Consider the following 22,937-nt stretch of genomic DNA (forward strand, 5'->3'; position numbering starts at 1 on the left):
AGTCTGTGCAAGTGTACTGCGACATCAGCGGCGTACCAATTCCACGTATTCGCACAGCCGCTCGGCGGCGTCGACCAGGCGCGGGCCGGGACGGAACAGGGCGTCCGGATCCAGGCCGAACACATGTTCTTGCAGGGCGGCCGGCAGGCGCAGGGCCTGCCAGCGCCGCAAGCTGTCGCCGACGTTCCCGGCGGGGCGGGCGGGAACGACGACCGCATCGGGATTCTTCACCAGCACACCCTCGGGGTCGACCTGCGGCGCGGCGATGCCGGCGGCGGCGTACACGTTCCGGGCGCCGCAGGCGGAAAGGACGTCGTTCAGCAACGGGTCGTCGCCTATGGTGTAAAGCGGCGAGCCGCCGATCTCGATGAAAACGGCGACCGGCGCGGCGCCTGAATGGCGTTCGCGCATGGCGGCGATCCGCCGGCGCAGTTCGGACGCCGTTTCCCGCGCGGCGGCCGAGGTGCCGAACAGCCGGCCGTAACGCTCGATCTCGTCGGCGATGTCCTCCAGCTTGCGGGGGTGGGAATGGATCAGGGGGATGTCCAGCCGCTTCAGCATGGGGGCCAGCGTCTGCGCGGCGCCGGTGGACAGCCAGGCGATCACGACGTCAGGCCGGGCGGCGACGGTTTTCTCGACGTCGACGTGGATGCCGGTGCCCAGGCGCGGGATCCGGCGCGCCTGCGGCGGATAGTCGCTGTCGGTGACCGTCGCCACGATGCGGTCGCCCGCGCCGGCGGCGAACACGAGCTCGGTGATGTGCGGGGCGAGCGTCACGGCGCGGGTCTTCTCCGCGCCTTGCGCCGCGGCGGCCGGCGGCGCAGGGGCCGCCAATGCCAGAAGAAGCGCCGCCAGGCCGGCGCACCGCGCAGCGTATGGGCTCGCCATGTTCGCGCTATGCCGCCCTACATCCGGAGCGACAGGTTGACGAAGAAATTGGAACCCGCATTACGATAGCCGTAGGTGGTGCTGTATTCCTTGTCGAAGACGTTGTTCCAGCGCGCCTGGACTTCGACGTTCTTGCTCAAGGCATAGGCGGCCGTCATGTTGAACACCCCGTAGCCGCCCAGCAATATCCGGTTCTGGACGTCGCTGTACCGCTTGCCGGTGAACTGGTATTCGGCGCCGACCGTCAGCGCCCCGTAGCGCTGTTCGGCGCCGAAGCGGTATACCTGCCGGGCCCGCTGCGCCAGCCGGCTGCCCGATTCGCCGGCGCGCGGCCGGTCGTTGCGCGGGTCCAGGAAATCGGCGCTCGCCCGCAGCGTGGTGTTGCCGTAGGCCTGTTCCCCCGTGAGGGTGATGCCGCGTATCGTCGCGCGTTCGGTGTTCATGGCCGTGCAGTCGAAATTGGCGTCGCAGACGTAGCCGTTGATCAGGTCGCGCACCTTGTTCTGGAAGACCGTCAGGCCCAGGCGCGTCGTATCCGTTTCATAGCTGAGCCGGGCTTCCAGGTTGCGGGATTTTTCGGGCTTGAGATCGGGATTCCCCTGGAAGCTTCCCCACGGGCCGCCGTCGTAGGGGTAATACAGGTCCGAGAATGTGGGCGCGCGGAAACCCGTGCCGCCCGACACCCCGACTTTCCAGTTTTCCGTCAGGTCGAAGTCATAGGCCAGCCCGCCCGTCGCCTGGTTTCCATAAGAAGAGATGTTGTCGTTGCGCAGATTGGCTTGCAGGTGGTGCGCGCCGAAGTCGCCGCGGTAGATCAGCCCGGCGGCGTTGGTGTTGCGCTGGCTGCTGGTGTAGCGGCCGGTATGGCTGACCCGCTCTTCCAGCCGCTCCAGCAGCGCGCTGAGGTTCTGGTCGGGGGCGAGCTTGAAGTCGTTCTGCCACGTGTAGGACCGTTGCAGCGTGGAGAACCGCGTGCTCCAGCTGCGGTCCTCGGACGTCTCCTTGCTGAGCCCGAAGCGCAGCATGCTGTCCCAGCGGTCGGCAAGCCGGTTGGTGCTGGTCACGGTGTATACCTGCTGGCGCGTCAGGGCGTAGGCCTTTTCCGGATAGTCGCCGACGTCCACGTCGGAGCGTATGTAGCTGTTGTACGCGGTCACGCCCAGGTGGTGGCCGGGCTTCCAGCGGTATCCCAGGCCCGCGCGGAATCCGTGCAGGTCATAGCCGTCCGCGTCGCGGTTGTAGGTGTAGGGACCGGCGTCCTTGTCGGTCGCGTTGAAGCCGTCGCTGCGCGCTATGTTGCCCGCAATCGAATAGTCCCAGCCGTCCTGCGCCCCCGAGACGCCCGCGCTGGACTTGACGGTGCCGTAGCTGCCGATGCCCATGTTCGCCCAGGCGCTCGGGGCCCGGTCGCCGCCCTGGGCCTGGTTCGTGATGATGTTGATGACGCCGCCCATGGCGTCGGAACCATACAGGCCGCTGGCGGAGCCGCGCAGGATCTCGATGCGTTCTATGGAAGCCGGGTCGATCGCCGCCCAGTTCGTGGCGCCGCTGACGGAACTGTTCACGCGTACGCCGTCCACCAGCACCAGGGTCTGCGCCGGGCTGGCGCCGCGCAGGAATACGCCGGTGACGGTTTGCGGGCCGCCGTTGGCGTAGAACTGGACGTCATGGTGCCGCGCCAGGACTTCGGCCACGCTGCTTTGGCCGGCGCGCTGGAGCTCGCGCTTGTCGATGACGGTGACGTCGCCCTGCACGTCCTTCTGCGGCTGGGCGCTGCGGCTGGCGGTCACGACGATGGAATCCAGCCGGCCGACGGCCTGCTGGGATTGCGCCATGGCGCTGGACAAGGGAAGGAAACAGGAGAGGACGGCAAGCGCTTGCCGGTTCAAGATGAGAGGCATGATAGACCCTGAAAGACATGCGTCCCCGCATGCCGGATTCGACAACATTGAAAGGGCGACCAAGGCCGGTATCGGGCTGGCATGCAGGCATGCGCACCGTTGCGGGGGCAGCACAGTCCGGTCGTGTCCAGGCGGCGCGCGGTGGCGGCCGGCATGCCTGGGACGACGTCTGTTTCCCGTTTAACTTTCGCAGAGCGCTTCCCACCGCCATGGCGGAAGCGTTCCGAAAGCACCTCATACGGCTCGAAATATATCACAGCGAGAGGGGTCAGGCCGCGCTAGGGTGACTATCTAAGCGAACCGAATATGGCGTGTCTCGTTGTTCGCGGGACAAAGAGTTTTTTGGCGGCGCTTAAATGTCAGCCGATTAGAGAGGGCCTACCTGCCCTCAAACTGCACCGTGCCCTTTTTTAGAAAGGCTTTGCATGCTGCTACATGATCCCTGGTGTTTCGGAGAAAGTCTTGCAGGTCGGATTCGATGTGTAGTGCTTCTTCCAGGGACGCTGGGCGGCGATACAAGGCAGATTTGACAGCAGCAATGGCCAACGGGGCTATGGCTTCATAGTGCCGAGCTTTAGCGAGCGCGATTGAGAGGGCATCACCCTTTGGTGCCGCCTCATCGACTACACCCCATTCGAGTGCCTGTGCCACGCCGAATGGGCGGCCTGTCATCAATAAATCCCGTGCGAGTCCAAGCCCCACGCGCTGCGGCAACGTCCACAACAATCCACAGTCGGCGACCAAACCAATGCGTCCGAAAGAGGCGCTGAAGCGGCTTTCTTCAGCTGCAACGACATAATCGCACGCTACGGCAAGTGATAGTCCCGCGCCATAGGCGACGCCCTCTACTGCGGCAACTACCGGTGTAGGGCCTGAAATGATTAGTCGGACAATATCATGGAGCACTCCTAAACGTTGACGTGCGACTAACGGTTCAGGTTGTTCCGCCATTTTTGTGATGTCCCCGCCAGCTGAAAAGGATCCATTCGCACCGGTGAGAACAATGCAGCGCACGTGTGGGTCAGCGTGCGCGCGCTGCAGTTGTTCTTTAAGCTGTTCGCGTATATTTAGCGATAATGCATTCAGCTTTGAAGGCGCCTCCAACGTCAATACCACAGCGGATCCGTGTAATTCTCGGTGTACGATGTCACGATTCATTGATGCGTGCCCCTGCACATTAATATGATCCACCACACGATATGGTCATATGGTATGTCAATTGACGGGCGCCTTCCCACGAGGTCATGGATATTAATCGAGCTGCAAATTTGTAGCGGTTATCACGCTTTCCCATACTTTGGATTCGCCATCAATAAAATCCTGGAAACCCTTGGGACTAAGCTGGCGAACGATTGAACCATCGGCCTTTAACCGCTCACTGAAGGCAGGGGTATCGAGAATGTCATTAACGGCCTTATTCAGAGTAGTAATGATGTGATCAGGAGTTCCGCGTGGTGCCATCACCCCGAACCAGACGTGAATTGTCCCTCCTGTGACGCCCGACTCCTCGAAGGTCGGCAAGTTTGGGTAGAGAGTTGATCGCTCTTTAGAGCTGATTGCAATTGGCTTGATTTTTCCTGCGTTGATCAACGGTATTGACGTAGTTATTGCGTCACCATAAAGATCCACCTGCCCAGAGATGATCGCGGTCAGCGCAGGTCCAGAGCCACCATATGGTATCGGTGTAATCTGCATGCCGGTTCTGAGCGCTATTAGCTCCGCGACGAGGTGCACTGACGATCCCTTGCCAAGCGTAGCGAAGGATAGCCCGCCCTTTCTATCTTTTGATGCTGCAACTAAATCGGCAATCGAGTTGGCTGGGTCGGTTGTCGTCACTGAAATGACCATCGGAGTCATTGCAATTAGCGCGACCGGTTGTAGTTGTTCGACCCGATAGGGAAGCTTTTTGAACAGCAATGGATTTGAGGAAATAGCGGTATTGACTCCAAGCAACAACGTATAGCCGTCAGGTGCAGCCTCCGCTACGGCTTTTGTGCCAATGATAGCGCTGGCACCAGGTTTGTTTTCTACGATGACGGACTTTCCGAGCTTGTTACCCAACTCTGTCGCGATGAGCCGAGCCAGAACGTCGGTTGTTCCTCCTGGCGCATATGGAACCACGAGCCGTATCGGCCTAGTGGGGTAGTCAAGGTTAGCACTATGGGCTGCAGGCGCCATGCTCGCTGTGGCTCCGGCCATCAGGCTGAGTAATAGGCAAGCTTCCCTGAGGCGACGAATGATTTTCATGCGATGTCTCCTATTTTGATCAATTAACAACTAGGTTCATATCCCAAATTCTTCGAATTCAGTCTTCGGTGAATATCGGTGGCCTTTTCTCCAGCATGGCACGTCTGGCCTCTAGCCCATCGATGGATGAAGCCAGCATAGTGGTGTAATGTTGCTCGAACTTATATGCCTCGGTGGGTGTCATAAGTTCGGCGAAATTCCCGGATCGCTTTGCATAGCGCAGGGCGGGCGGGCTTTTCGATGCAAGCTCTTTGGCAAGTGCGGAGGCAAAGGCGTCGAGGCGCTCAGGCGGCACCGCCTCTAGTACGCCGAATTGTGCAAGTTCTTTGGCAGTGATTCTGGCTCCAGTAAATAAGAGCCTGCGGGCTAGGGAGCGCGGAACGAATGACTGCACTGCAGCTACGCCTCCAGCAAGTCCCACATTGATTTCCGGCATTGAAAACCATGCGTTCTCCGCTGCGACGATGATGTCGCATGAGATTGCGAGGACCATTCCGAAACCGATTGCGGGACCGTCCACTACGCCGATGACCGGCTTCACGCACTCGCGTACTGCGTTGAAGGTCTCTCTTGTCAGTCTGTGCGTTCCTGTGATGTCTCCCCACAGCTCTGGGTCAGGCCGATCTTTAAGGTCGACGCCGGCACTGAAAGCTTTCGCGGACGATTGAAGCACGACGCAGCGAACGTCTTTGCGTTCTCCTAGCTCATCGAATACTTCTATGAGCTTTTTTCGGAAAGCGCGGTCAGCGGCATTGACGGGATTTCTGGCCATGGTGACTGTCGCAACGTAGTCGGCGATCTCCACAGCAACGTCAGTTTGGATGCTCATTGATTGATTTCTTCCTAAGTCGGTTATTTTGAGCCATCAGTAAGAGCTTGAAGTGCAGGAGCGGTTTCGATCAGAGCATCGAGTGCGACTACTCCTTCCCCTTCAGGCAGTACCGCGAGCGGATTGATTTCTATCGATCCGAGAAGTTGCGCATTGGCGTAGGCAAACTCAGACAACGTAACGATCGTGTTTACGAGAGCATTGATATCAGCGCGTGGGCGGTTTCGAAACCCGTCAAGCAGCCGTCCGCATTTCAAGCTGCGTACCATTGCAAGGGCGTTCTGTGTATCGACAGGCGCGAGTTGGCATGCTACGTCGTCCGTGATTTCCACTGCGATGCCCCCTGCGCCGACCATAATGACCGGACCGAAAACAGCGTCCACATGCACGCCCACAATAAACTCCAGTGCATCATCCAGCATTGGGGAAATCAACACTCCGTCGATCTGAGCTTCCGGCTTGGCATGCTTTACCGCTTGCATCATTTCCGAGATGCTTGTCAGCACGTCGGAGCAAGAGACGTGCAACCGTACGCCGCCAACATCCGTTTTGTGAAGAATGTCTGGCGAAACAATCTTAAGAGCCACTCGACCACCGAGCGCAGTGGCGATTTGTTCTGCGCTTTTTGGGTTGTCAGCTATTCGTTCTTTTAGCAATGGGATGCCGATTTGCTGAAGTAACGCTTTACTTTCGACTTCGTTATAACGGCGACCAGCTATTAGATCGCCGGTTTTTTGGGAGGGACGATGCATCGCGGCCACTGGGTCGAGGCCGACCGGGCAGTTATCGAAAACTGTAAGGCTGTGCAAAGCGGTGATCGCCCGACGAGGATCCTGGATGAGCAAGAAACCTGCCGCCTCATAGCGCCGCACGACTGCGTCAGGTGCAGTAATTGATAGAGCTATCGGTACGCCTGGGTATCGACCCGGAATTGGGCTAAGCGCATTGAGCAGCGGCTCGATCAATGCAGGGATGCCGGCAATCAATCCAACAAAGACATAAAAGCCGTCATATGACCCGGATGAAATCAAAGCTTCGAGTGCCTTGGCGATGATTGATGGGTCGCTAGCGGCCTTGGCGGTGAGGTCAATGGGATTGGCAGTCGCGGCATGCGGCGACAAGGCGCGGATACGTTGTTGCAAGTTCTCTGCAAGAGGCTCAAGAGAGAAACCGAGGTCGGCAGCGTAGTCAGCCGCTAGAGCGCCATTGCCGCCTGAAGTGGAAAGGATCGCCAAGCGCTTGCCCTGCATTCGGACGGGCTGTCGCGCTGCATATACAACATCCAGCATCTCCTCAATGGAGGACGAGCGATAGGCGTTGTATTGGTCAAAGAGTGTGTTGTAAAGCCTGTCGGACCCCGCCATGCCTGCTGTATGTGATTGGACTGCAGCAGCACCAACTTCGCTACGGCCGGCTTTCAGTGCAACTACACGTTTGCCGTTACGGCGTGCCAGAGCTAACCCTGCGAGAAATGATTCACGCTTCCGTGCACCTTCCATATAGATGCAGATCACACGTAGGTTCGGATCCTGCGCGAGATGAATGAGCGCCTCGCCAAGTTCAACATCTGCTTCGTTGCCAGTGGTAAGCCAGGTTCCGAATTGCAGGCCCCTCTGAATCGACAGTTTGACGATTTCGCCGGCGAATCCGCCGCTTTGGCTGACCAGTCCAAGATCACCGTTTGTACCGACGACATCATCGAAGACGCCTGAAAATGTTAGGTACGCTTGGCTTGATTTGCAGAATAGACCGAGGCAATTCGGGCCCAGGACGCGCATGTTGGCATGTCGAGCGATTGCCATGATTTCATCCTGCATTTGTGCTCCTTCTGGGCCGGTTTCGGCGAATCCAGCGGAAAAGATGATGATCGCCTTGACGCCTACGGCGGCGCACTGAACTACGGCATCAACAACTGACAATGCGGGAAGGATGATCAGCGCGCAATCGATTTTCGTCGGAACCTCGCTCACGCTGGAATATGCGCGCAAGCCTTGCACGAACTGATGCTTCGGATTGATTGGAAAAATAGCGCCTGGATAGCTTGCTTCGATCAGATAACGTAGCGGACGTCCACCAATGCGGGTCGGATCTTCGGATGCGCCGATTATCGCGATCGAGCGGGGTGCCGTGAAGTGCTCGAGAGTGTTGTGAGGCTTCATCCAAGTATGCCTCGCGCGATTATGTTGCGTTGTATTTCGCTGGTCCCGCTGTAGATCGTGGCAGGCCGTGAGAGCATGTAGATTTGATGCAGATCGATTTCCTCGTTGCCGTGTCTGAAGGCCTCCTTTTGGCCTGCATACCCTTGGCCGAATTGAATCAATGCATCTGCGATATATTGAAAAAGCTCGGACGAGACAACCTTCATAATAGAAAACTGTTCGGGTGTTGCCTCTCCGCGAATTGCAGCTTCACAAATTTCCTCATAGAGCGCTTGAGCGTTGTGTAGCTCGCAAGCAAGTCGCGCGCGCGTCAATTTGACCGCAGATGACTCTCGCTGATTGGTGACGTTCAACAGCCTATCTAGAGCGGCAAGCGCCTTTCTCGAAAGGTGGGGATTGCCGTTGACAATGCGCTCGACACCGAGCAGAGATCGCGCGACTTGCCAACCTTTGTGGAGTTGATGAACCAGGTTGTGTGCTGGTATGTGTACGTCGTTGAAGAATACTTGGGAAAATTCGTTTTCACCCTGTAGATTGATAATCGGCTGCACAGAAATGCCTGGTGTTCGCATATCGGCCAGGAAGAACGAGATTCCGTCCTGCTTCTTCTCTGTTTGAGCGGTCCGGGCCAGCAGAAAGATATAGTCGGCACTGTCGGCCTGCGTCGTCCAGATCTTAGATCCATTCAAGACATAACCGTCGTTATCCGGAACGGCGTGCAAGCCGAGATTTGCTAGATCTGAACCAGCGTTTGGTTCAGAATATCCTTGGCACCATAAGGTTTCACCTCGAAGGATTCTTGGTAGATGGCTGCTTTTCTGTTCAGAAGTGCCGAAACGTATCAGTGTCGGACCGAGTAGCGTCCCGCCAAAGTCGATGAACCGGGCTGTCCCATGTCTGGCTAGCTCCTCGTAATAGATCAGCTGGCGCCGCAGAGACATACCCAAACCACCATGTTCCCTTGGCCAGCTCGGCGCCCGCCAGCCATGCTCGTAGAGCATGGCCAGCCATTCCTTTTCCGCCTGTCCTCGCAGACGTAATGTAAGCGGATTGCGCCAGTGTTCTGGGTAGTACTGTTCCAGCCAAGTCCGAAAACGTATGCGAAATTCTTCGTCTGATTCGTTGTTGATGATATTTTGATCCGGCATAGCCTGCTCCATTACGCCAGTTGGACTTCAATCTCGGAGGATGCGACTTGTTCGAGATGCCAAAGGCTTCCTCCCAATTGCGTTGCCCAGGTCAACGCGACTTTGAGGTACTGGCCTGGATCGGCTTCTTCCGTATAGCCGATCGCTCCGTGTAGCTGGATACACTGCTTCGCCGCCAACAATGCTGTTTCGGAGCAAGCGATCTTTGCCGCTCCAACGGCCATCCTTAGTTCTGCGCTACCAGCGTGTGTTTCATAGGCTTTTAGCGCGTGGCGCCACGATGCGCCTGCCAGCTCAATCGCGATTGCGATATCAGCAATGCGATGCCTAACAGCTTGAAACTGTCCAATTGCCTGTCCAAACTGAATGCGCTGGTTAACATACGAGACGATCGTTGCCAATGCTCCACGTGCAAGGCCATGGAGCTGGGCCGACATGCCTATCGTTGCGAGTTGGACGCCCGCTTCGATTGCATGATGCGCACGTGGGCCGGCAGCCAAAATGAAGGCTTCCGAAACGGGCACATTTTGTAGCGTGATGTCTGCCGTGGTCGATCCGTCTGCCATGCGTTTCGGTATGGCTTGGACGCCAACTGCGTCCGACGGCACTCGTACCAAATAGTGCATGCCATCTGCGCACGCATTAACGATCAAGTCGCTATTCATATCCCAGGCGGGAACGAAAACCTTTCGCCCCGATATGGTCCGAGTACCGTCAACTTGCTTGACGAGTGTCGTGCTCCAGCCCGCAGTGTTGTCGGCATCACTTTCTTGCCATGCCGGCACCAATCTGCGTCCCGATCCGAGTAGCGAAGCGGCAATGGAGCGTATTTCGAGTGATCGCGCTAAGTATGCGGGGAAAACAGCGCTGAAGAGATAAGGTTCGCGAGCGAGCCAGTACCCCATACTCTCAAGAAGCTCCGATGTATAAGTATGCGACAGTCCTGAGCCGCCCAGATGCTCCGGAAGATTCAGGGACAGCCAACCAAAGTCAAGGTAGTCTTGCCAGCGGCCAGCATCGTTACTTCGCAGCGGCCTCCCATCGTTTTGGTCGCCAAAGTAACGCTCCGCGCTATCGCGCAATTGCTTTCGAATTTCTTCGTGCAGCTCGTCCGTCATAAATGCTCTTTAAATGTCTCTGCTGAGGTAGGCTCTGACGAATACTACGATGGAGACTTCTGTTGAACAATAGACTAAATCGAGCTAGTATCTTTTCTATTTCGCGATAGATGGACAATACCAATGGACACCATAGAATGCATCAAGGCTCTTATAGAAACAGTGGACGCTGGTGGGTTCTCAGGGGCGGCACGGCGCTTGAATGTGGTTCCTTCAGTCGTGATGAAACGGGTTAACTTTCTTGAGCACACAATCAAGCAGCAATTGCTGCATCGCTCGACACGCTCAGTACGATTGACGGAGGAGGGTCTGCGCCACATCACTGATCTTCGTCAAGCCGTAGCGCAGTTCGAAACCGTTTTGCAGGGGATGAAGCGCGCCGAACAGGCGCCGGGAGGGCATCTCAGGATCGGAGCACCTCCAGCGATTACCGCTTTGCATTTTTCGCGGCTTCTTGGCGAGTTTGCGCAAAGCTACCCTCAGATAAGCATAGATTTGACACTTCTCGATCGCGCGGTAAATCCCCTCAACGCAGGATTCGATGTCGTGCTCAGTGGATCTACCGGTACGTTCTCAGACGTTCACGATATCCCTCTGTTTCGCTTGCGGCGGATCGTGTGCGGGTCGCCAGATTATCTTCACAGGATGGGCGAACCAACGCGTCCGAACGATTTATACTCACATCGCCTACTCGCTCTAAAGCCGTCGACAATTATCTGGGAGTTTCGCGGCCCAAAGGGGCCCATCCGGATTGAGCACGCACCCGTCATGCTGTCTAACGACTCGCTTGTTCTGGCTGCTTCGGCAATTCAGGGAAACGGGTTGGCCATGCTCCCCGCATATGTATGCGCGCCCGAGATCCAGGCAGGCCGGCTTGTCGAGGTCCTAGTGGATTATCCAATTGCGGAAATGTGGTTCAAGGCATTTGTCCCTGACAAGCAATTCAATACGCTACCCGTCCGCACATTCATGGCTTGGATCCAGTCCGCACTTTCGCCCGCCCCGCCTTGGGAGCGTGGTTGACCGTTTGCTTGATATCGCCCTAGTACAATAGAGGCCTCTGTTCATCGCCAGGTAGCGCCGTGTCCCACCCAAATTTACCTTATCCACTCGCTTCCTATACGCATGGCGCCGAATTCGCGCGCCTGCTTGGGGAGCGCATTCTGATCCTCGATGGCGCCATGGGCACCATGATTCAGCAATACAAGCTCGGGGAAGCGGATTTTCGCGGCGAGCGGTTCGCCGAACACCACAAGGACGTCAAGGGCAACAACGAATTGCTGTCGCTGGTCCGGCCCGACGTCATCGCCGAGATCCACCGTGCCTACCTGGAAGCCGGCGCCGACGTCATCGAAACCAACACATTCGGCGCCACCGCGATCGCCCAGGGCGATTACGACCTGGCCGGGCTCGCCTACGAAATGAACCTGGAGTCGGCGCGGCTGGCGCGCGCCGCCTGCGACGCCTACGGCACGCCGGATCGGCCCCGCTTCGTGGCCGGCGCGCTGGGGCCCCAGCCCAAGACGGCGTCCATCTCCCCCGACGTGAACGACCCCGGCGCCCGCAACGTGACGTTCGAGCAGCTGCGCGACGCCTATGTCGAGCAGATGAACGGCTTGCTGGACGGCGGCATCGACATCGTCCTGATCGAAACCATCTTCGATACGCTCAACGCCAAGGCCGCCATTTTCGCGGTGGAAACCGTGTTCGAGGAACGCGGCGTGCGGCTGCCCGTCATGATCTCGGGCACCGTGACCGATGCTTCCGGCCGCATCCTGTCGGGCCAGACCGTCGAGGCGTTCTGGAATTCCGTGCGCCATGCGCGGCCCATCACCATCGGCCTGAACTGCGCGCTGGGGGCCGCCCTCATGCGCCCCTACATCGCCGAGCTGTCCAAAATCTGCGACACCTACGTCTGCGTCTATCCCAATGCGGGCCTGCCCAATCCCATGGCGGAAACCGGCTTCGACGAAACCCCTGCCGACACCTCGTCGCTGCTGGAGGAATTCGCGCGCGCCGGGCTGGTCAACATGGCGGGCGGCTGCTGCGGCACGACGCCGGACCACATCCGCGCGATCGCCGGCAAGGTGGCGGGCCTGCCCTCGCGCGTCGTGCCGGCCATTCCCGTCAAGACGCGGCTTTCGGGGCTGGAGCCCTTGAACATAGACGAAGAAACGTTGTTCGTGAACGTCGGCGAACGCGCCAACGTCACGGGCAGCAAGATGTTCCTGCGCCTCATCCGCGAAGAAAAATACGACGAGGCCTTGTCGGTGGCGCGCCAGCAGGTCGAGAACGGCGCCCAGATCATCGACGTCAACATGGACGAGGCGATGCTCGACTCGGCAACCTGCATGCGCCGCTTCCTGAACATGATCGCCTCGGAGCCCGACATCGCGCGCGTGCCCATCATGATAGACAGCTCGAAATGGGAAGTCATCGAGGAAGGGCTGCGCTGCGTGCAGGGCAAGCCGGTCGTAAATTCGATCTCCATGAAGGAAGGCGTCGAGCCGTTCCTGGAACACGCGCGCCTGTGCCGCAAGTACGGGGCGGCCGTCGTCGTCATGGCCTTCGACGAACAGGGCCAGGCGGACTCCCTGGAGCGGCGCAAGGCAATCTGCGAGCGCGCCTATCGCCTGCTGGTGGACGAGGTCGGCTTCCCGCCCGAGGACATCATCTTCGATCCCAACGTCTTCGCCATCGCCACCGGCATCGAGGAGCACAACCACTACGCGGTCGACTTCATCGAAGCCACCGGCTGGATCACCCGCAACCTGCCCCATGCGCGCGTGTCCGGCGGCATCTCCAACGTCAGCTTCTCCTTCCGCGGCAACGAGACGATGCGTGAAGCCATACACGCCGTCTTCCTCTATCACGCCATCCGCGAAGGCCTGACGATGGGCATCGTCAACGCCGGCCAGCTCGGCGTGTACCAGGACATCGACAAGAAGGTGCTCGACATGGTCGAGGACGTGGTGCTGGATCGCGACCCGCCCCTGGGCAAGACGGATCCGGACGACGAACGCACGCCCACCGAACGCCTGGTGGAGCTGGCGGAAACGATCAAGGGTTCGGGCGCGAAAAAGGAAGAAGACCTCAGCTGGCGCGAACAGCCGGTGGAGGGCCGCTTGTCGCACGCGCTGGTGCACGGCATCACGACCTACATCGTCGAGGACACCGAAGAAGTCCGCCGGAAGATCGCCGCGGCCGGCGGGCGGCCCATCCAGGTCATCGAAGGCCCGCTGATGGACGGCATGAACGTGGTGGGCGACCTGTTCGGCGCCGGCAAGATGTTCCTGCCGCAGGTGGTGAAGTCGGCGCGCGTCATGAAACAGGCGGTGGCCCATCTCATTCCCTTCATCGAGGAAGAAAAGCGCCAGATCGCGGCGGCGGGCGGCGACGTCCGCTCCAAGGGCAAGATCGTGATCGCGACCGTCAAGGGCGACGTGCACGACATCGGCAAGAACATCGTTTCCGTCGTCCTGGAGTGCAACAACTTCGAGGTCGTCAACATGGGCGTCATGGTGCCCTGTTCCGAAATCCTGGCGAAGGCCAAGGAAGAGGGCTGCGACATCGTGGGCTTGTCGGGCCTGATCACGCCCAGCCTCGAAGAAATGGCCTACGTGGCGTCCGAAATGCAGCGCGACGATTACTTCCGCGAGCGCAAGCTGCCCTTGCTGGTGGGCGGCGCCACCACCAGCCGCGTCCACACCGCGGTCAAGATCGCGCCCAACTACGAAGGGCCCGTCATTTACGTGCCCGACGCCAGCCGCTCGGTGGGCGTGGCCACCAACCTCATGTCGGACCAGGCCGGCACTTACCTGGAAGAAGTCGCGGCCGAGTACGAACTGGTGCGCAAGCGGCATGCCAATCGCAAGGCCACGCCGCTCATTTCCCTGGACGAGGCTCGCGCGGACCGCCCGGCCATCGACTGGTCCGCCTACACCCCGCCGCGGCCCAAGTTCATCGGCCGGCGCAGCTTCAAGAATTACGATCTCTCGGAAATCGTCGAGTTCCTGGACTGGACGCCTTTCTTCCAGACCTGGAGCCTGTTCGGCCAATTCCCGGCCATTCTCGACGACAAGGTCGTCGGCGAGCAGGCCCGCAAGATCCACGTGGAAGGGCAGGCCATGCTCAAGAAAATCATCGACGGCCGCTGGCTCACGGCCAACGGCATGGTCGCCTTCTACCCGGCCAACACCGTCAACCACGAAGACATCGAAGTCTATGCCGACGAGTCGCGCTCCGACGTCCTGTTCACCTGGCGCAACCTGCGGCAGCAGACCGCCAAGCGCGAAGGCGTGGACAACAAATGCCTGGCCGACTATATCGCGCCCAAGGAAAGCGGCGTGGCCGATTACATCGGCATGTTTGCCGTGACCGGCGGGCTGGGCATCGAAAAGCACGACCAGCGTTTCCTGGACGAGGGCGACGATTACTCCAGCATCATGCTCAAGGCCATCGCCGACCGCCTGGCCGAAGGCTTCGCCGAATGCCTGCATGCGCGGGTGCGCCGCGACCTGTGGGGCTACGTGCCCGACGAATCCCTGAGCAACGAGGACATCATCGCCGAAAAATACCAGGGCATCCGTCCCGCGCCCGGCTACCCCGCCTGCCCGGAGCACGTGGTCAAGAAGGAAATGTTCCGGGTCATGAACTGCGAAGACATCGGCATGCGCCTGACCGACAGCTACGCCATGTATCCCGCCTCCAGCGTCTCCGGCTTCTATTTCAGCCACCCCAAGTCGCAGTATTTCAATGTGGGCAATATCGGGGAAGACCAGCTCGCCGACTACGTCCGGCGCAGCGGGCGGGCGGAGGACGACGTGCGCCGGACGCTGGCCAGCGTGCTGCGATGAGCGCCGGGCTCGGGCATGCAGATACGGCGCAAGGCACTGGGCGATTTCCTGCGGCAGGCGCGGGCGCGCGTCACGCCTGAATCCCTGGGCCTGCCGGCGGGCAGCCGGCGCCGCACGCCGGGGCTGCGCCGGGAAGAAGTCGCCCAGCTATGCGGCATCAGCGCCACCTGGTACACCTGGATCGAGCAGGGGCGCAACGTCTCGGTCTCGGCGGCGGTGCTGGGCAGGCTGGCCTCCGTGCTCAACCTGGCCCGCGCCGAACGCCATTACCTGTTCAGCCTGGCCGAATGCGCCGATCCCGACCATGGCTCGGACCAGATCCTGCCCTTGCCGCCCAGGCTGGCCGACTGCGTCCGCAGCATCACCGCGCCCGCCTACATCCTGGACCGGTGCTGGAACGTGCTGGCGCGCAACGAGCCGCTGCTGCATCTCTTCGACGGCTGGCCGGACCGCGACCCATCGCCCAACCTGCTGCGCTACATTTTCCTGGACCCGGCCGCCCGCAGCCTGGTCGTGGACTGGGAACAGCGCGCCAGCCGCGTCGTCGCGGAATTCCGGGCGGACGCCGGCACCCACGCCGACGAGCCGGACGTCCGCGCCGTGCTGGACGAACTGCAGCAGTCCAGCGCCGTCTTCGCGCACTGGTGGATCCGGCACACGGTGGTGGACAGGGAAGGCGGCCTGCGGGAATTCAATCACCCCGCCGACGGCATCCTGCTTTACCAGCAGATCACCTTCCGGCTGGCGACGCGCCCCGATTGCAAGCTGGTCATGCTGCTGGAAAACGGGTAGCGGCCCCGGGCATCCCCCTACGACAAATAGGCCCGGACCAGATGCGTCCAGAAGCTTGCGCCGATGGGCAGCAGCGCGTCGTTGAAATCATAAAGAGGATTGTGCAGCTGATGCGACCCGGAGCCGTCGCCGCGGTCCTTGTGCGCCACCATGCCGTTCCCGAGGAAAATGAACGCGCCGGGAACCTCTTCCAGATAGTAGGAAAAGTCCTCACCGGCCATGGTGGGGACGGGGTCTTGAACGAGCGCCTCGTTGCCGAACGCGTCGCGCACCGCCTGCGCGGCGAACGCGGCGGCCTTGTCATGATTGACGACCGCGGGATAGCCCCGCCGAAAATCGAGTTCGCCGCTCGCCCCGTATAAAGAAGGCAGCCCTTCCGCGATGCGCCGCATGTCGGCTTCGATCTGATCGAGCGTGCGCTTGTCGAACGTTCTTACGGTGCCGCAAAGCTGCACGGTGTCGGGCAGGACATTGTAGGCCTCGCCCGCATGCACCTGGGTGATGGACAGCACCGCGGGCGAGAGGGGATCGCGCCTGCGGGACACGACGCTTTGCAGGGCCTGGATCATTTCGGCGGCGATGACGATGGGGTCGACCGCCAGCTGGGGCTGCGCGGCATGGCCGCCGCGGCCCCGCACCCATATGTCCCACAGGCTGCTGGACGCCATCATCGGCCCCGGCACGATGGAAAACTGGCCGGTGGGGATGTCCGGCATGTTGTGTATGCCGAAAATGATGTCGAATGGGAAGCGCGTCAACAAGCCGTCCCGGAGCATTGCGCGGGCCCCGGCATGGCCGCCTTCTTCCGCGGGCTGGAAAATGAACACCACCGTGCCGTCGAAGCCGCGGTGCTCGGCAAGATGCCGCGCCGCGCCCAGCAGCATCGTGGTATGCCCGTCATGGCCGCAGGCGTGCATCCGGCCGGCATTCTTCGAGTGGTGGGCGAAGGTGTTCATTTCCGTCATGGGCAAGGCGTCCATGTCGGCGCGCAAGGCGATGCGGCGAGTCGAAGAGCCGTTCCTGAGCACGCCCACCACGCCCGTCCTGCCGACGTTGGTGTGGACCTCGATGCCGAATTTGCGCAGTTCGCCGGCAACCAGCTGCGATGTTTCCACCTCCTGGAAGGCGGTTTCGGGATTTGCGTGGATACGGCGGCGGATATCGACGAGCTCCGGGTGGACGGCCTCGATTTGGGAAATTACAGCCATGTTCATTGTCCTGTTGCGCCGGCCTACAGCGAGATGGCGTGCGCCTTGGCCGCCTGGCTGGCGCTGCTGAAGGCCTGCTCGATTTGCGTCCCGAACGCCGCGGGGCTGCCCAGGGACAACTCCCCGCCGATTTCCGTGATTCGCCGCGCCAGTTCCGGCGCTTGAAGAATCTGCTGGAGCGCCTGGTGTATGTCCGAGATGACGGCGGCGTCGGTGCCCGCCGGGGCGACCAGGCCGAACCAGGAAGGCGAATTGATGGCATCGTAGCCCAGTTCCCCGAACGTGGGGATGGAGGGGAATTCAGGGTTCCGGCTCTTGCCTGTGGTGGCGAGCAGGACGATGCGCTTGGCGCGGATCTGGGGCAGCGAAACGGGAAGGTTGTCGAACGCCACCGAGATTTCATCGGCGAGCAGGGCCCGGGAAACCTCGGCGGTGCTTTTATAGGGCACGTGGACCATGCGGGTCCCGGTCATTTGCTGCAATTGCTCGCCGCGCATATGGCCCAGCGAGCCGACTCCGGGCGAACCGTACATGAGCTGCCCTGGCTTTTCTTTCATCAAGGCCGTCAGCGCCTCCAGGGTGGAAACCCCCAGCGTGGGAGAGGCCACCAGCACGATGGGCACCTCGGCAATGAGGCCCACCGGCGCAAAATCCTTGACCGGATCGTATTTCGCTTCTTTCTGTATGGCCGGCGAAATGGCGTGGGAGCTCGCATTTGCCAGGCATAGCGTCAGGCCGTCCGGCGCGGACCGCGCCACGCTGAGCGAGCCGATGACCCCGCCGGCCCCCACCCTGTTTTCCACGACCACGGTTGCGTCGAGAGCCTGTCCCAGGGGAATCGAGATGAGCCGGGCGAGTATGTCGGCGGTGCCGCCCGGCCCCAGCGGCACGACGATGCGCATGGTCCGGTTTGCGAAGCGCTTGCCTGCCGCGAACGGCATTCCGGCGGGCAGCATGGAAAGGGCGGCGGCGCCGGCAAGCGCCTGGCCTGTGCGTAAAAGGAATTTTCTGCGGTCGGCTGGCATGGATGGATCTCCTCCTGGGTTCGCGCGCCTCCGTGGGGCTGCGTCGATGTTGCCTTGGGGCTGGTCGGTCATTGGTGTTCGTGCTGCAGGTGTTTCAGTATTTCGGGCCCATAGGCGAATAGCGCGGGCGTGCCTCCCGTGTGGATGAAGACCACGTTGTCGCCCCGGGCGACCGTGCCGTCGCCCAGCAAGGCAAGCAGGCCGGCGAACGCCTTTCCGGTGTAGACGGGGTCCAGGATGAGGCCGTCCGACCGTGCCGCCAGCTCGATGGCGTTGAGCACGTGCGCTTCGGCCCGCCCATAGCTCCCCAGGGCAATATCGTCCACGACGATGTCCGCGCTGGAAACCGGGGACTCCACCCGCAGTATTTCGGCGAGTCCCCGGCAATGCGAGGCCACGCGCTTGCGCTGCTCGTTGGCGGCGCGGCGAACGCAGATTCCGGTCACGCGCGCGTCCGAACCCAGCATGCGCAGGCCGAAAAGCAGGCCCGCCTGGGTTTGCCCGCTGCCGGAAGCCAGCACGAAGTGATCCGCGGACGGGCATTGGCTCAACAGCTCTTCCGCCGCGTGCAGGTATCCGACGGAACCCAGCGAAGGGCTGTCCGGCGTCAGGGGAATGATGTAGGGGGTTTCGCCTTGCCGCCGGTAATCCGCGGCAATGTCCCTCAAGGCCGCATCGGCGCCGGCTTCGTCATCGCCGTCCGGATAGTGGCTGATCTTCGCGTCATAAAGCAGGTTCAGCAGGATGTTGCCGGATTTCCGGTAGGATTCCGTCTCCATGCCCTGGACCCGCTCTTCCAGTTGCGCATGGAAGCGCATGCCGGCGCGCGCGGCGACGGCGGCGGTGGCCCTGACGTAGTTCGATTGCACCGCGCCCGTTATGAGAACGAGGGTCGCGCCCTGCGTCTTCGCTTCGCCGAAGTAGTATTCCAGCTGGCGTATCTTGTTGCCGCCGAAAGCCAACCCGGTGAGGTCGTCGCGCTTGACGGACAAGTCGACGCCGAAGGTGGACGACAGGTTCGGCAAGGGCTCGACGGGCGTGGGCGTCAATGCCAAGCGGTATCTGGGCAGGGAAATGGGTATCGTCTCTTGCATGCCGTAACGCCTTGATGGAACTGCTGCACCTGCGGATTGGAGGCAATTACATCACAGCGCTTCCGGGGAAGCGTGCATAGAGCTAGTCAATAACGGATAGACGATTCGGTGCTTCGCCGTAAAAACTGGATGAACGTGGAGATGGCGTGGCTGGGCAGTTCATGGCGGGGAAAAATCAGGCAGGATTCCCAGAACATGGGCGCATCGAGCTCCAAGGTCTGGACGTCCTTCTTGGTCTCTTCCGACGCGACGCATTTGGCGTCGACCAGGGACACGCCCGCGCCGGCGCGCACGAGTTGCAGCGCCGCTTGCTGCGTGCAGGCCTCTATGACGAAGTTCGGCGCCAGCGACAGCGCTTCGAATTGCCTGTCGATCCGTTCGCGGAACGGGCTGCCGGGCAGCAGGACGATCATCCGATGCCGGGCGAGCTCCGGCCAGCTCACGACCCCGTCCCGGCCGATCTTCAAGTCCTTGGGCGCAACGGCGCAGACCGGCCGCTTGTCCAGGACCACGCTGCGCACTTCCGGGCTGTCGCCCGGCGGAGCGCCTATCCCCAGTTCAAAGCGGCCTTTGCCGACTTCTTCCATGACGCGCGCCATGCCCCCCATTTCGATTTCGAAGCGCAGATCGGGATGCCGCAGGGCGAACTCGCCCACGATCTTGGCCACCGTCGTTTCCAGCAGGGCGGGCAGGCAAATGATGCGTATGCGTCCGAGCCGCCGGCTTTGAATGGCCCTGGCGGTTCTGCCGATCTCGGTGAGCCCGTCGATGGTGCGCGCCACCGCCTGGTAGAGCACATCCGCATCGTGGGTCGGTTTCATGCGGTTGCCGTCGCGAGTGAACAGATTGAAGCCCACTTCCTCTTCCAGCTTCGTGATGGCGCGGCTGACCGACGATTGCGAGATGCGCAAGGCGTCGGCGGCGGCGACGGTCGATTCCAGCAGCATGACGTGCCTGAAGCATTCGATTTGGCGGAAGGTGAGATTCATGGGCGGAAACCGTGGAATGCGCCTTCAATTTCGGCGTCGACGAGCCTCAGTTTACTGTCGGCCGCGTTCCAGCCAAACCGCCCGTTAGCGATTCTTGCGCAGGTTGGCGCCCGCGTCGGGTTCCAGCTTCATGAAGGAAAAGGCCGAGCCGGCGGTGATCAGGCCGATCACGATGAAGCCCCACACGATGTCGATCAGCTCGAGTTCCGCGCCGCCGCGCCAGCTCATGCTGAGGTTGAGGGTCACGGCCGCGCAGGCCACGCCGACGCTGATGCCCAGTTGCTGGGCCGTCGCCGAGAAGCTGCTGGCGCGGCTCATCTGCGCGGCGCCCAGGTCGGCGTAGGCCAGGGTGTTGACGGCGGTGAACTGCAGCGACCGGAAGAACCCGCCGATGACCAGGACCAGCGCCATGAGCCAGACGGGCGTGTCGGCCCGGAACAGCGCGCACAAGGCCACGAAAAGGCCGGTCAGCAGGGCATTGACGACCAGCACGCGCTTGAAGCCCATGCGGTCGATGACCGGCGCGGCCGCCAGCTTCATCAATAGCGCGCCGCCGGCGCTGGTGAAGGTGATCATGCCCGCGGCGAACGGCGTCAGGCCGAAGCCGACTTGCAGCATGATGGCCAGCAGGAAAGGCGTCGCGCCCACCGCGAAGCGGCACAGATTGCCGCCCAGGGTGGAAATGGCGAACGTCGGCGTGCGCAGCAGGGACAAGTCTATGATGGGATGCTCGCTGCGGCGCGCATGGCGCACGTACAGGAAGGCGCAGGCGATGCCGACCGCGATCAGCGTGAGCAGCTGCAGCGGCGGCAGCGCCTGGTGGCCGACGGCCTCGAAGCCCGACACCAGGGCGGCGATGCTGATGGCGCTGAGCAGGAAGCCGGGCCAGTCGAGCTTCTGGGGAAGCGCCGGGTAATCGTCGCGGATGTAGTGCAGGATCAGGAAAATGCCCGCGATGCCGACCGGCACGTTGATCAGGAAGATCCAGTGCCACGAAAAATACGTGACCAGGAAACCGCCCAGCGGCGGGCCGATGATGGGGCCGAACAGCGCGGGCATGGAAAGAAAGGACATGGCCTTGAGCAAATCCTTCTTGGGGATTTTCCGAAGCAGGATGATGCGGCCCACGGGCACCATCATGGCGCCGGCCAGCCCCTGCACCACCCGCGAGACGATCAGCTGCGCCAGGGACGCCGACAGCGCACAGGTGACGGAGCTGAGCGTGAACAGGGCGACGGCCGCCAGGAACACCCGCCTGGACCCGAAGCGGTCGGCGGCCCAGCCGCTGACCGGCACGAACACCGCCACGGCCAGCAGATAGCTGGTGATGGCCACGTTCATGCGCACCACGCTGGTGTCCAGCGCCTCGGCCATGGCGGGAAGGGCGGTGGCGACGACCGTGGAGTCCAGCATCTGCATGAACAGCGCGCACCCCACGATGAACGGAATCATCCGCACGGCTTGTTTTTCGTGGCCGGAAAGCGGGGGTTCGGGTGCTGCGGGTGTGTCGGTCGGCATCAAATAGCTTTTATTGCGCGGGAGTGAAGTAAACTTCACTTTTATCGGTCAATTTTTCGCGTGGCAAAGACGCATTATGGCAAAGAATTACGAGTCGGAAATCACTCAGTTCATCAAAAAGTACAAGGCGGAACATCCTGACACCGAGGCGCGCCAGCGCGAAGGGCGCAGCCGCCTGTGGGACAAGCAGATCGACCCGGAATGCCAGGAAGGCTATCGGGCCGCCCGGGTCCCGCAAAAGCCCTATGTCTATCAAACGGACTGACGTTTCCGCATGTCCGCCACGCGGGGCTCCGCCGTCGAATTGAACGCGCTCGTCGATCCGCCCGTGGACAGCACGCCCGACGTCGTCGACAGCGTGGCGTTGGCGCGCCTGTACGGCGAACCCCTGTTCACCATACCGCAGGATCTCTACATTCCGCCGGACGCCCTCGAAGTCTTCCTGGAGACCTTCGAAGGGCCGCTGGACCTGCTGCTCTACCTCATCCGCAAGCAGAATTTCAACGTGCTGGACATCCCCATGGCGGAAGTCACCCGGCAGTATCTATCCTACGTCGATCAGATCCGCAAGCACAACCTGGAGCTGGCGGGCGAATACCTGCTGATGGCGGCGATGCTCATCGAGATCAAGTCGCGCATGCTGCTGCCGGTCAAGAAGACCGACACCGGCGAAGAGCCCGACGACCCGCGCGCCGAACTGGTCAGGCGCCTGCTCGAATACGAACAAATGAAGCTCGCCGCCCAGAAGCTGGACGCCCTGCCGCAGCTGGGCCGCGATTTCCAGCGTTCGCACGCGCTGATGGATCTCGCCGTCGAACAAGCCCTGCCTGACGTCAGCCCCGAAGACCTGCGCAGCGCCTGGCTGGACATCATGCGCCGGGCGCGCCTGAACGCCCACCACCGCATCACCCGCGAGCAGCTGTCGGTGCGCGACCACATGAGCCAGATCCTGCGCCGCCTGAGCGACGTCCGCTATATGGAGTTCACGGAACTGTTCATCGAACGCATCCAGCGAGGCGACGGCGCGCCGGTCGTGGTCGTGCATTTCCTGGCCATGCTGGAACTGGCCCGTGAATCCCTGCTCGAAATCACGCAGGCCGAGCCTTACGCACCCATTTACGTACGCTTATCCTATACAAGGGCCGACACCTGAAACAGTTGCCGG

At 61.1% G+C, this 22,937-nt stretch carries 18 protein-coding genes; 5 read left to right on the top strand and 13 right to left on the bottom strand.

Features of this window, described 5'->3' with window-relative positions; genetic code table 11:
* Nucleotides 1-24: 24 nt before the first annotated feature.
* The 8 genes from H0A72_RS06170 to H0A72_RS06205 all read right to left on the bottom strand — a co-directional run bounded on the left by H0A72_RS06170 (nt 25) and on the right by H0A72_RS06205 (nt 10,290).
* Entirely contained in the window at nt 25-888 is an 864-nt protein-coding gene (locus H0A72_RS06170) for a cobalamin-binding protein (protein WP_180154197.1), read from the bottom strand.
* Nucleotides 889-905: 17 nt separating this feature from the next.
* A complete protein-coding gene (locus H0A72_RS06175) occupies nt 906-2,789 on the bottom strand; it encodes a TonB-dependent receptor domain-containing protein (protein ID WP_180154198.1) in 1,884 nt (627 codons plus the stop codon).
* Between the two features lie 378 nt (nt 2,790-3,167).
* Nucleotides 3,168-3,947, bottom strand: a complete 780-nt coding sequence (locus H0A72_RS06180) for an enoyl-CoA hydratase/isomerase family protein (RefSeq protein WP_180154199.1) — start codon at nt 3,945-3,947, stop codon at nt 3,168-3,170.
* A 93-nt stretch (nt 3,948-4,040) separates the two neighbouring features.
* Nucleotides 4,041-5,036, bottom strand: coding sequence for a Bug family tripartite tricarboxylate transporter substrate binding protein (locus tag H0A72_RS06185; protein ID WP_180154200.1), 996 nt, complete (start codon nt 5,034-5,036; stop codon nt 4,041-4,043).
* 58 nt (nt 5,037-5,094) lie between these two features.
* Nucleotides 5,095-5,865, bottom strand: coding sequence for an enoyl-CoA hydratase/isomerase family protein (locus H0A72_RS06190; protein WP_180154201.1), 771 nt, complete (start codon nt 5,863-5,865; stop codon nt 5,095-5,097).
* 23 nt (nt 5,866-5,888) lie between these two features.
* Nucleotides 5,889-8,024, bottom strand: a complete 2,136-nt coding sequence (locus tag H0A72_RS06195) for an acetate--CoA ligase family protein (protein ID WP_180154202.1) — start codon at nt 8,022-8,024, stop codon at nt 5,889-5,891.
* Complete coding sequence (locus H0A72_RS06200; RefSeq protein WP_180154203.1) at nt 8,021-9,172, bottom strand: acyl-CoA dehydrogenase family protein; 1,152 nt, start codon at nt 9,170-9,172, stop codon at nt 8,021-8,023. The genes H0A72_RS06195 and H0A72_RS06200 overlap by 4 nt, the downstream gene beginning before the upstream one ends.
* A gap of 11 nt (nt 9,173-9,183) precedes the next feature.
* Nucleotides 9,184-10,290, bottom strand: coding sequence for an acyl-CoA dehydrogenase family protein (locus H0A72_RS06205; RefSeq protein WP_180154204.1), 1,107 nt, complete (start codon nt 10,288-10,290; stop codon nt 9,184-9,186).
* Nucleotides 10,291-10,413: 123 nt separating this feature from the next.
* On the opposite strand from H0A72_RS06205, the gene H0A72_RS06210 reads away from it, so the two are divergent.
* From H0A72_RS06210 to H0A72_RS06220, 3 genes are read left to right on the top strand one after another with little or no spacing between them, the layout of a single operon-like run.
* Nucleotides 10,414-11,313, top strand: coding sequence for a LysR family transcriptional regulator (locus H0A72_RS06210; protein ID WP_180154205.1), 900 nt, complete (start codon nt 10,414-10,416; stop codon nt 11,311-11,313).
* Between the two features lie 59 nt (nt 11,314-11,372).
* Nucleotides 11,373-15,146, top strand: coding sequence for a methionine synthase (metH, locus tag H0A72_RS06215; RefSeq protein WP_180154206.1), 3,774 nt, complete (start codon nt 11,373-11,375; stop codon nt 15,144-15,146).
* A gap of 15 nt (nt 15,147-15,161) precedes the next feature.
* The gene (locus H0A72_RS06220; RefSeq protein ID WP_180154207.1) at nt 15,162-15,938 is read left to right on the top strand and encodes a helix-turn-helix transcriptional regulator; all 777 of its coding nucleotides are present in this window, start codon (nt 15,162-15,164) and stop codon (nt 15,936-15,938) included.
* A 17-nt stretch (nt 15,939-15,955) separates the two neighbouring features.
* Here the strand turns inward: H0A72_RS06220 and H0A72_RS06225 are convergent, their stop codons facing one another.
* The 5 genes from H0A72_RS06225 to H0A72_RS06245 form a co-directional block, all read right to left on the bottom strand.
* A complete protein-coding gene (locus tag H0A72_RS06225; protein ID WP_180154208.1) occupies nt 15,956-17,146 on the bottom strand; it encodes a M20 aminoacylase family protein in 1,191 nt (396 codons plus the stop codon).
* A gap of 23 nt (nt 17,147-17,169) precedes the next feature.
* On the bottom strand, nt 17,170-18,171 hold the full coding sequence (locus tag H0A72_RS06230) for a Bug family tripartite tricarboxylate transporter substrate binding protein (RefSeq protein WP_180154209.1): 1,002 nt from the start codon (nt 18,169-18,171) through the stop codon (nt 17,170-17,172).
* A 68-nt stretch (nt 18,172-18,239) separates the two neighbouring features.
* Nucleotides 18,240-19,265 carry a D-cysteine desulfhydrase family protein gene (locus H0A72_RS06235; RefSeq protein WP_180154210.1) on the bottom strand — a complete coding sequence of 342 codons (1,026 nt, stop codon included), beginning with the start codon at nt 19,263-19,265 and terminating at the stop codon, nt 18,240-18,242.
* 86 nt (nt 19,266-19,351) lie between these two features.
* Nucleotides 19,352-20,254, bottom strand: a complete 903-nt coding sequence (locus H0A72_RS06240; protein WP_180154211.1) for a LysR family transcriptional regulator — start codon at nt 20,252-20,254, stop codon at nt 19,352-19,354.
* An 84-nt stretch (nt 20,255-20,338) separates the two neighbouring features.
* The gene (locus tag H0A72_RS06245; protein ID WP_180154468.1) at nt 20,339-21,706 is read right to left on the bottom strand and encodes a DHA2 family efflux MFS transporter permease subunit; all 1,368 of its coding nucleotides are present in this window, start codon (nt 21,704-21,706) and stop codon (nt 20,339-20,341) included.
* 142 nt (nt 21,707-21,848) lie between these two features.
* Here H0A72_RS06245 and H0A72_RS06250 point away from each other — a divergent pair, with 142 nt between their 5' ends.
* Together H0A72_RS06250 and H0A72_RS06255 are read left to right on the top strand one after the other, a co-directional pair.
* Complete coding sequence (locus tag H0A72_RS06250) at nt 21,849-22,037, top strand: DUF3460 family protein (protein ID WP_180154212.1); 189 nt, start codon at nt 21,849-21,851, stop codon at nt 22,035-22,037.
* 9 nt (nt 22,038-22,046) lie between these two features.
* Nucleotides 22,047-22,925 (top strand): segregation and condensation protein A, encoded by an 879-nt coding sequence (locus H0A72_RS06255; RefSeq protein ID WP_180154213.1) that lies wholly within the window; start codon nt 22,047-22,049, stop codon nt 22,923-22,925.
* The last annotated feature ends 12 nt before the right edge of the window (nt 22,926-22,937 follow it).

The organism is Parapusillimonas granuli (genome assembly GCF_013416525.1).
Classification (GTDB): Bacteria; Pseudomonadota; Gammaproteobacteria; order Burkholderiales; family Burkholderiaceae_B; genus Parapusillimonas; species Parapusillimonas granuli.

Coding starts and splice junctions, on each gene's coding strand:
- H0A72_RS06170 (WP_180154197.1), bottom strand. CDS start 888: ATGGCGAGCCCATACGCTGCGCGGTGCGCCGGCCTGGCGGCGCTTCTT.
- H0A72_RS06175 (WP_180154198.1), bottom strand. CDS start 2,789: ATGCCTCTCATCTTGAACCGGCAAGCGCTTGCCGTCCTCTCCTGTTTC.
- H0A72_RS06180 (WP_180154199.1), bottom strand. CDS start 3,947: ATGAATCGTGACATCGTACACCGAGAATTACACGGATCCGCTGTGGTA.
- H0A72_RS06185 (WP_180154200.1), bottom strand. CDS start 5,036: ATGAAAATCATTCGTCGCCTCAGGGAAGCTTGCCTATTACTCAGCCTG.
- H0A72_RS06190 (WP_180154201.1), bottom strand. CDS start 5,865: ATGAGCATCCAAACTGACGTTGCTGTGGAGATCGCCGACTACGTTGCG.
- H0A72_RS06195 (WP_180154202.1), bottom strand. CDS start 8,024: ATGAAGCCTCACAACACTCTCGAGCACTTCACGGCACCCCGCTCGATC.
- H0A72_RS06200 (WP_180154203.1), bottom strand. CDS start 9,172: ATGCCGGATCAAAATATCATCAACAACGAATCAGACGAAGAATTTCGC.
- H0A72_RS06205 (WP_180154204.1), bottom strand. CDS start 10,290: ATGACGGACGAGCTGCACGAAGAAATTCGAAAGCAATTGCGCGATAGC.
- H0A72_RS06210 (WP_180154205.1), top strand. CDS start 10,414: ATGGACACCATAGAATGCATCAAGGCTCTTATAGAAACAGTGGACGCT.
- H0A72_RS06220 (WP_180154207.1), top strand. CDS start 15,162: ATGCAGATACGGCGCAAGGCACTGGGCGATTTCCTGCGGCAGGCGCGG.
- H0A72_RS06225 (WP_180154208.1), bottom strand. CDS start 17,146: ATGGCTGTAATTTCCCAAATCGAGGCCGTCCACCCGGAGCTCGTCGAT.
- H0A72_RS06230 (WP_180154209.1), bottom strand. CDS start 18,171: ATGCCAGCCGACCGCAGAAAATTCCTTTTACGCACAGGCCAGGCGCTT.
- H0A72_RS06235 (WP_180154210.1), bottom strand. CDS start 19,265: ATGCAAGAGACGATACCCATTTCCCTGCCCAGATACCGCTTGGCATTG.
- H0A72_RS06240 (WP_180154211.1), bottom strand. CDS start 20,254: ATGAATCTCACCTTCCGCCAAATCGAATGCTTCAGGCACGTCATGCTG.
- H0A72_RS06245 (WP_180154468.1), bottom strand. CDS start 21,706: ATGATTCCGTTCATCGTGGGGTGCGCGCTGTTCATGCAGATGCTGGAC.
- H0A72_RS06250 (WP_180154212.1), top strand. CDS start 21,849: ATGGCAAAGAATTACGAGTCGGAAATCACTCAGTTCATCAAAAAGTAC.
- H0A72_RS06255 (WP_180154213.1), top strand. CDS start 22,047: ATGTCCGCCACGCGGGGCTCCGCCGTCGAATTGAACGCGCTCGTCGAT.